At 67.2% G+C, this 7657-nt stretch carries 9 protein-coding genes; 3 read left to right on the forward strand and 6 right to left on the reverse strand.

Annotation, left to right across the window (positions count from 1 at the left end; genetic code table 11):
* Positions 1–210: 210 nt before the first annotated feature.
* The gene (locus D471_RS0131835) at positions 211–660 is read right to left on the reverse strand and encodes an excalibur calcium-binding domain-containing protein (protein WP_017602357.1); all 450 of its coding nucleotides are present in this window, start codon (positions 658–660) and stop codon (positions 211–213) included.
* A gap of 459 nt (positions 661–1119) precedes the next feature.
* On the opposite strand from D471_RS0131835, the gene D471_RS0131840 reads away from it, so the two are divergent.
* A complete protein-coding gene (locus D471_RS0131840) occupies positions 1120–1482 on the forward strand; it encodes an SCO4402 family protein (protein ID WP_051059296.1) in 363 nt (120 codons plus the stop codon).
* A 405-nt stretch (positions 1483–1887) separates the two neighbouring features.
* Here the strand turns inward: D471_RS0131840 and D471_RS0131845 are convergent, their stop codons facing one another.
* Complete coding sequence (locus D471_RS0131845) at positions 1888–2334, reverse strand: hypothetical protein (protein ID WP_241479763.1); 447 nt, start codon at positions 2332–2334, stop codon at positions 1888–1890.
* Positions 2335–2563: 229 nt separating this feature from the next.
* Between D471_RS0131845 and D471_RS0131850 the strand changes: the two genes are divergently transcribed.
* Positions 2564–3661: an ISAs1 family transposase gene (locus D471_RS0131850; protein ID WP_017602360.1), complete on the forward strand. Its 1098-nt coding sequence runs from the start codon at positions 2564–2566 to the stop codon at positions 3659–3661.
* A 432-nt stretch (positions 3662–4093) separates the two neighbouring features.
* Positions 4094–4234 (forward strand): hypothetical protein, encoded by a 141-nt coding sequence (locus D471_RS41075; RefSeq protein ID WP_017602362.1) that lies wholly within the window; start codon positions 4094–4096, stop codon positions 4232–4234.
* A 9-nt stretch (positions 4235–4243) separates the two neighbouring features.
* On the opposite strand, the gene D471_RS0131865 is transcribed toward D471_RS41075, so the two are convergent.
* From D471_RS0131865 to D471_RS0131880, 4 genes are all read right to left on the reverse strand, one after another.
* Complete coding sequence (locus D471_RS0131865) at positions 4244–4801, reverse strand: hypothetical protein (protein ID WP_017602363.1); 558 nt, start codon at positions 4799–4801, stop codon at positions 4244–4246.
* A gap of 209 nt (positions 4802–5010) precedes the next feature.
* Positions 5011–5490: a hypothetical protein gene (locus tag D471_RS0131870; RefSeq protein WP_017602364.1), complete on the reverse strand. Its 480-nt coding sequence runs from the start codon at positions 5488–5490 to the stop codon at positions 5011–5013.
* 199 nt (positions 5491–5689) lie between these two features.
* Entirely contained in the window at positions 5690–6067 is a 378-nt protein-coding gene (locus D471_RS0131875) for a hypothetical protein (protein WP_040692286.1), read from the reverse strand.
* Between the two features lie 47 nt (positions 6068–6114).
* The gene (locus D471_RS0131880) at positions 6115–6771 is read right to left on the reverse strand and encodes a hypothetical protein (RefSeq protein ID WP_017602366.1); all 657 of its coding nucleotides are present in this window, start codon (positions 6769–6771) and stop codon (positions 6115–6117) included.
* Positions 6772–7657 lie beyond the last annotated feature (886 nt).

Here is a 7657-nt window from a genome sequence, read left to right on the forward strand (position 1 = left end):
CGCGGCGTGAGAGCACCCGGGCGAACGTTTCCGGCCACAGCACTAGGGTCCCCGGGGGAAGGCTCGGTGTGGGCCTCCTCGCGCGAGGATCTACGGTCGAAGCACCCGACCTATCCCGCGTTCCGACGGCAGACACCTGAGCCAACTCCTGAACCGACCGCCCGCTCCACGACTCCGCTGACGCGGCTTCCCGCCGGCCTCCAGCAGGTGCTACTCGCAGCCGACACCGTCGCCGTCTCGGTCCAGGTGGCGTCCGTATCCCGGTTCTCCTCGGCGTACCGGGGCCGCTCCGGCAGCGCGGGCGGCGTCGCAATTCTCGTAGTAAGCGCTCGCGCCGCCACTCGAACCACCGCCGTCAGAGCCTGTCCCGCTCTCCGCTCGCACGGTCTCGGTGGCGGTCACCGTCACTTCGACCTCCTCGGTGGCCGTGGCCGTCACCGTCTCGGTGGCGGTCACGGGGACCTCCTCGGTAGCGGTGACCGTCTCCACGATGGTCGGGGCATCGGAGGTGTCGGGGGCGTCCCCGGACAGCGCCGACACACATCCGGCGAAGAGCACCAGCATCGCGAAGAGGCCGAGACAGCCGAGGCAGCTGGCACCGATGATCTGATTGGTGGACATATTGGTCCGCGGCTGCTGGGAGGGCTGGGGGATGGTCATCTCGTGATCCGTTCGTCGACGGGGAGTGAGAGACGGCGGAGCGGGCGCCCTGAGTGCTGAGACGGTACCGCGTACCGGACAGCTCCGCCAGCAGTTCTCGTCCCGCCGGCCCCACACACCCTTCCCGTCCGCCGGGCTCGGTGGAAACGGGGCGCCCGAGCGCTCGGGCGCTCGGCGCCGACCGGAGACGAAGGAGACCACAGCCAAGACGACCGGACCGGAGCTGCAACGTCCCTCACGCCCAGGACCACCCGGGGACAGCAGACCACCACGACGACGCGTCACAGGCCCGACAACCCACGGGTGATGGGAGGCGATCCCGGCACCCAACGCCGTTGTTTTCAGGTGTTGGGGACAGGGGCGCCCAGCCCGGCTCTACCGGGTCGCAACGATCGCGAACCTCAATCCGCCACTGCTTTGCCGATGTCGGCCCACCGGCCCTGGTGGCACCATGGGCACATGGAAGCCAACTGGCCGGGACGTCGGCAGGACGTATTGAACGCACTCGATGTGCTGGCAGCGAAGGTCCGTAGCGCGGAGTCCGATCGAGACCAGACGACGCCGACTCTGACTGACGCTGTGCACTGGTTGATCGACGACACCTTCTGGGATGTACGCGACCCTGCAGAGGACATTGGCGCGCTCCTCCTTGATGAGCACGAAGCGAACGCCATCCGCTCCGTGGTCGCTTCGGTCGAGGTCATCGCTCGCCGACAGGGCGCCACCGCGTCGGACGCGCTGTGGTTCGACGATCCGGAATGGCCGCTGGTGACGAGCCGCGCCGCGCGGGCGGCTTCTGAGTTGCGCCGTTTCGCAAGGTAAATCAGTCGGCGCTTCCCGGAGCGATTCGTCCGTTGTCAGCCCGATGGCCTCATGTTTCGCGTGTCGGACCATCGCACCTGCTGGTGTTCGGTCATGGGAGCGTGGTGACCAATGGCCGAAATAGTCGGGCGCAAGACCTGGGCATCCACGCCCTGCCGCGTACCCGGCGCTGTGGGCCTACGCACGCGACCTCTATGCGGTCCGCTCAGCCGCTTTCCGCGCCGCCTCCGACAGGACAATGCCGCCCGAACCCGACACCGCCTTCGACGGCCGCCCGGTTCTCATGAGTGACAGGAGGTGATCCCGACACACACCAGAGTCCTTCTCGACCGGCACAAGACAAAGGGGTCCGGAGAAGCCACACAAGAAAGCCGATGTGCTTCATGGACGAAGCTCCAAAGTGCCCTACTGAGGAGCGGGACCGGAAGAGCGATCGCCAAAGGTCATGGACGTGGCGATCTCGGCATCTGCGAGGCGGGCTTCCTCACGCACGTTCGGGTCGGGATAGTGAAGGAAGGGCTCGATCATCGACCGTGCTCGCGGGTCCTGAGTGGCGCCGAAGATGTGGAGGGTGTATTCGAGGAGTTCGGGTTCCAGCGTCCTCGCGACTGAGGCCAGCGGTTCGACAAGTTCCAGGGGCAGGCTGTAGTGATCGAACGCTTCGCAGACCGCGTTCAGGACGGCCTCACGGACACTGGCCACGGGTTCGATGACGGCCACGCTGACCAGACGTCCAACGACCAGACGGGCGGCGGCCGTGTCAAGCATGGCGCGGCTCAGGAAATCCACGAGCACCTCAGCGGCAAGGTCTCGCCGCTCCGGATCGCAGCCGGTCAGTGCTTCGAGTGCCATGAGAACGTCCTTCATGCCCTGCCCGACCCAACTCTCTCAAGAGTTCCACGTTCCACCCCGCCTTGGCGGCAGGGCTGTTTCAAAGTCGGTCCGGTAAGGCATCAGTGCTGATCACAGCCCCGTAGCGATCCGCTCGAACTACCCACCAACGAGCAACGGAGCCCGCTAGAAGATCAGGGACTTCCACATCTCTGACTTCCAAGGGACTCCGTTGCGCCCCCAGTCTGCCATGCCCACCCCTCCCCCCGTCGACCTTCTCGGCAGGCTCGCCTATCTGGACGATCCCCGCTCACCGCAGGGACGCCGCCACAGCCTGGCCAGCGTCCTGCTGTGCGCCTTGGCCGCGATAGTGGCCGGAGCCCGCCACCTGCGAGCGATCGGCCAGTGGACCGACGCCGCACCCCAACACACCCTGGCCCGGTTGGGCTGCCGGATCACCTGCCCCGCCCTCGGGGCGCGTACCGCTCCGTCCCCGGCCACCATCCGCCGCGTCCTGCTCGCCCTGGCCCCCGAAGCCCTGACCGCGCTGACCAAGCCCGAGGCCCTTCAGATGGTGGCCGTGGACGGCAAGACCCTGCGCGGATCGGCCACTCCCACCGAGGCGGCGATACATCTGCTCGCGGCCCTGACCCCGGACCGGCACCTGGCCGCGCAGGTGCGGGTACCGGCGGGCACCAGCGAGATCGACGCCCTGGCCGCCCTGCTGGCGGGCGTGGACCTGACCGGGGTGGTGGTCACCGCTGACGCCCTGCACACCCAGACCGACACCGCCACCTACCTGGTCGAGGAGCTGCACGCCGACTACGTGCTGACCGTCAAACGCAACCAGAAGGCCCTGTTCGAGCAGGTCAAAGCCCTTCCCTGGGTCCAGGCCCCCACATTGGACATCACCTGCGACCGCGACCACGGACGCTCCGAGACCCGCACCGTCAAGGTCATCGACCTGGCCGGGGCCACCGGCTTTCCGCACGCGGTCCAGGCGGTACGGGTGCGTCGCCACGTCACCGGGCTGCGCACGGGGAAGGTGTCGTGGACCGTGGCGTATGCGGTGACCTCGCTGGAGGTCGGGCAGGCCGGAGCGGCCCGGATCGGTGCTCTGGTGCGGGGGCACTGGAACATCGAGGCCTGGCACCACGTCAAGGATGTCTCGTTGGGCGAGGACGCCTGCAAGGTCCACTCCGGACACGCCCCCGACAACCTGGCCGCGCTGCGGGCTCTCGCGCTGGTGTTCTTGCGCCGGTTGGGACAGGACACGGTGCCCGACGCGATCCGGTGGGTGTCGTATGAGGCGTTCATCCGCCCGCTGGATGTGATCGGACTGCCGTGACCAGCATCAACGTCACCGCTCACCGAGAATGAAACAGCCCTGCAGACGGTCTGGCCCAAAGCGTCGGCTGCCGACACCATCGCTGCATCGATGAATGGTCACCGGCGAGCGGCGCGGGCAGAGTTTCCCTTTGATTGTCGTACGCACCCAGCCCTTCACCAAGACCGGCTCCGCAGAAACACCTGTTCGACTCTTTCCCATCGGACCTTTGAACCGATCGGATGACGACCCAGGGAGCGAGGAAACCCCAGGCCAGGACGGGTGAAACCGCCTGTTGACCTGGGGTCGGTGGGCCCGTGTGGCTCCTGGTGTGCTCGCCGGTCCGGCTACCGCACCGCTACCAGCTCACGGGTTTGAGCATCGCCGCCGTGGCCTCGGCCGCCGCCCTGGCCACCTCCGGGAACACCGTCTGATAAGTGTCCTGGGTGCGGGTTGTCCAAGGTTCGCCTCCAGCACGCCTTCTCCGCGACTGCGGTCAACATCGTGCGGCTCGACGCCTACTGGAGCGGGCATCCCCTCGACCGCAACCGGACCAGCCGTCTGGCCCGACTCAGCTACCAACTCACCGGTTGACAACAGGAATTACGCACCAGAGTCCTCGATCCAGGCATCGAAGGGGTCGGGGGCGGCCGTCCGCCAGCGACCGGGCACCTCCACGCCGAACTCCGCCTCGACCCAGGTCCGGAAGGGCGCGTGGGCCTCCACGGTGTCCTCGTCCTCCGGCGGTTCCGCCAGGTACTCGGGGTAGGGGATTTCGTCGTAGCCGATCGCGATGAGCCGCAGGAAGTCGACGGCGGAATCGGCCAGCAGAAACGCCGCCCCGTCCGAGCCTAGGGCGACGAATCGCACCGTCCCGGAGTCGTTCCACAGCGCGCACAGGCTTCCGTCACCGGCGATCTGACCCAGCGGCACCAGGTCGTCGTGGCCAGGCTCCCCGGGTTCGAACCACCCGGTCAGGCTCTCAGCGGGCGTGAACACGACCCCGAGCTGCCGGTCACCCGGATACGGGGTGAGGAAGTAACCGTGTTCGTTGGTGAACCCGAAACCCCGGGCCTCCATCCACGCCCAGGCCCGCGTCAGGGGCTCGGGGAGGGTGATTCCGGCGGGCAGACCGGGTGTCAGCATTTCGGTCATCGGCATGTGCGGGCTCCCGGTCGCGGTCGGCTGGAAGGGGCGGTCGGTCGCCCACAGTCTGCCGAACAGGGGTGTCAGTCGCGGGGAGCGATGGGTGCCTTCGTGTGGCGGCCCCCGGCGACGAAGGCCTTGAGGGCGATGCCAGAGCCGCCATCACACCCGGCTCGAAACAATACGAGCAGTTGCCCGTGCCCAACAGGCACTTCACAGGCGCGTCAGTTCGACTGCTCAAGGTTTCGCAGACGGAGAGTGGCCGCGTTGCGAACGCGTCGGGTTCGTCCGTGGTCAGCGAACAGCGCGAGAGCCTGAGGTGACGTGACGGCCGGCACGGTCGTAGCGGCGCGTTGGCACCAGTCGGATGCGGTGATGACTTCCTCACGGTCCCACGGTTGCCCCAAGGCGATCCTTCTGATCAGGCTCCACTCGTGTAGGCGGCGGGTGAGGAACTCCCACTCCATGATAACAGCGGCGATGCTGTCGGCCCAGACAGCGAACCGAGAATCGGTCAACAACTGGCAGGCCCGGCGATTTATATGGGCGACCACAGCGGCTTGCGCCATTATCGCATCCTCATCGCCCAGGACTGCGGTCACCAATTCAGTCTCGTTCGCTTCCGTGGCGGTGTCCAGGACCTCAAGGTAGGCCGCGTAGCGGCGATGCTCGGGTGGTTCCTCATCGAGGTGAGGACTGGTCATACGATCCGCCCTTCCGATCGTTCGTCCCGTGCGCTCTTTCGAACATGCAGTTACCCCAGGCGAGAATACGCGCTGATGGGTCCAGGGTGGACCCAAGCCGGGTCCGGAACCCCACGCCCCCTTCGCGTTCGTACATGCCTTTGTTCTACTTTGGCGCGGTTCCGAACATCGCGCCCGGCCGCGGGCGTCGCGTCCTCGGTCAGCCGTTCGGCCTCGCCGCCTCAAAGAGTCGGGCCAGTTCGTCGTCCAGCTCGTCCACGATGCCATAGCCTTCCTGGCCGGGCGTGGGAAGCCGGAACAGGAACGATGTGCCGATCACGACCCGCACGGTCCTGTCGCCGGACTGCAGGCAGCGATTGAGGAAGTCGAGCACTCCGCGCCAGTCGAGCCCGCCCTCGATCGGCACTGCGCCGACGTCCGCGACATATGCCGCGACTACCTCGCGTGTCACTTCGATCCCGAAGAACACGTGGGCGAGAAAGTCCTCCGGGCCGTCGTAGTAGAAGTCGATATTCTTCCCGAGCGGTGGGAAGCGCTCGACGAGCTCGAGGGCGAAGCGTTCCTGAGCCTGAGGCATCAGCAACCACTCTCCGTTCCCTATCGCACCGCCCGCGCGAACACACCTCAACGTGGTTCGACCGGAGTCGCCTGTCCGGGGTCTCGTTCGTCGACGACCAGGATATCCGGGGCGAAGTGGGCGATGCCCGCGGCCAACTCGGGACCGCACCGGTATGAGAGCCGGACGCTGCGCTTTTGCACCCCACCGGGCAGCCACTCCGGGACGCCATTGGGCCGCAGGTCGCTCGCGTCCCATCGTCGCCCGCTCGCGGCTTGCTGGAAGCCCTTGGTCCGGGCGCTGTTCGGTATGACGCCGACCTGCGGTTCCCAGCCGGGAATCAAGCCGAACCGTCTGACCCTCCGGCGCCACAACACGATTCGGTCGACTTCGTCCCAGCGCGCGAACACCTTGGACTTGCCGCGGAGCTGAATCCGTTCGGCATTCAGGCGCACCGCCGGGCCACGAAAGAACAAACCGATCACCAGCAGGAGTGGGTAACCGAGCGCACCGAGGACCAACATCAGGGGCCCTACCCAGACGTAGGTCTGCGTTTCGAACCCCGTTACAGGATCGCGGGTCGTCACCTCAGCGGTGCCGGCGGCGGTCAAGATCCACGGCGCGGCGAGCACCACGAGGAGGCCGAACGACAGCCACAGCCAAGTCGACGGTTCGATGAGGCGGCCCCGTGGACCTGAGGAGAAGTGACCGCGAGCGCGGATCACGGCCTATCGGGCCCCATCCCTGGAACCTGGTCGAACCTGATCCGAGTGACCATGGCGCGCGAAGCCACTTACGGCTGCAGCACGGCAAACCCCCTGCACAACGTGCCTCTCATCCGGAGATTTCCTCGGTGGCTCAGCCAGGGGACCTTTGATCCGATGGGGAACACGTACCCGGTCACGAGGGAACCTCAGGCCAGCACGGGTGAGTCTCCCGCGCGGTCTGGGGGCGGAGACGCCTTCTCGCTCCTGGTGTGCTCGCCGGTCCTGCACACCCCACCACCGCCCGTCCGATTCGGGCGATATGCCGTCGTCCCTGGCCAGGGCCACAGACGCCCCCGTCCGCCCCACACACCCCGAAAGGGGGACCACGGGCCCACCAACGGCCTTGGGGCCGACGTGGGCCCGCACAGCCCCGACATCGGGGGCGACCGTGGCCCCCGGGACCACCACCCCCCACCACCACGGCGCGACAACGGAAACGAACAGGGCCTCCTCTCCCCCACCGGTCCCCTCCTCCACCTCACCGTGCTTCCCCTCCACGGCCCTGACGACGACACCCAGGCAGCACACACGACACCCGGCCACCGATCTCACCGAGCCAACCCACGAGAAGCCAGACCCGTTCCGCCTCGCCTGCCCCGCCAGTCCGTGCAGGGCCCACCCGCAGCGCTCACCGCCGACGCCCGTCCTCCACACGCCACTGGACGATCCCCGCGCCGTCTCCACCAGCCCCACCGCATGCCACGAAGCGGACGCTTCAGTACAAGATCAATGAAACGAGAGGAAGAAACACGAAGGGATTAGACAGGAGGAAGGATTCGAGGTGGAGACGAAGGCGTACGGGGGATACATGGGCGGGGCGCCCGACGCTCGTCGGCGGGCGCCC

It is taken from the genome of Nocardiopsis lucentensis DSM 44048, from assembly GCF_000341125.1.
Classification (GTDB): domain Bacteria; phylum Actinomycetota; class Actinomycetes; order Streptosporangiales; family Streptosporangiaceae; genus Nocardiopsis; species Nocardiopsis lucentensis.

Excerpts from the sequence above, each read along its gene's own strand:
- D471_RS0131870 (WP_017602364.1), bottom strand. The coding sequence starts at position 5,490 with ATGACCAGTCCTCACCTCGATGAGGAACCACCCGAGCATCGCCGCTAC.
- D471_RS0131840 (WP_051059296.1), top strand. The coding sequence starts at position 1,120 with ATGGAAGCCAACTGGCCGGGACGTCGGCAGGACGTATTGAACGCACTC.
- D471_RS0131845 (WP_241479763.1), bottom strand. The coding sequence starts at position 2,334 with ATGGCACTCGAAGCACTGACCGGCTGCGATCCGGAGCGGCGAGACCTT.
- D471_RS0131865 (WP_017602363.1), bottom strand. The coding sequence starts at position 4,801 with ATGCCGATGACCGAAATGCTGACACCCGGTCTGCCCGCCGGAATCACC.
- D471_RS0131850 (WP_017602360.1), top strand. The coding sequence starts at position 2,564 with ATGCCCACCCCTCCCCCCGTCGACCTTCTCGGCAGGCTCGCCTATCTG.
- D471_RS0131875 (WP_040692286.1), bottom strand. The coding sequence starts at position 6,067 with ATGCCTCAGGCTCAGGAACGCTTCGCCCTCGAGCTCGTCGAGCGCTTC.
- D471_RS0131835 (WP_017602357.1), bottom strand. The coding sequence starts at position 660 with ATGACCATCCCCCAGCCCTCCCAGCAGCCGCGGACCAATATGTCCACC.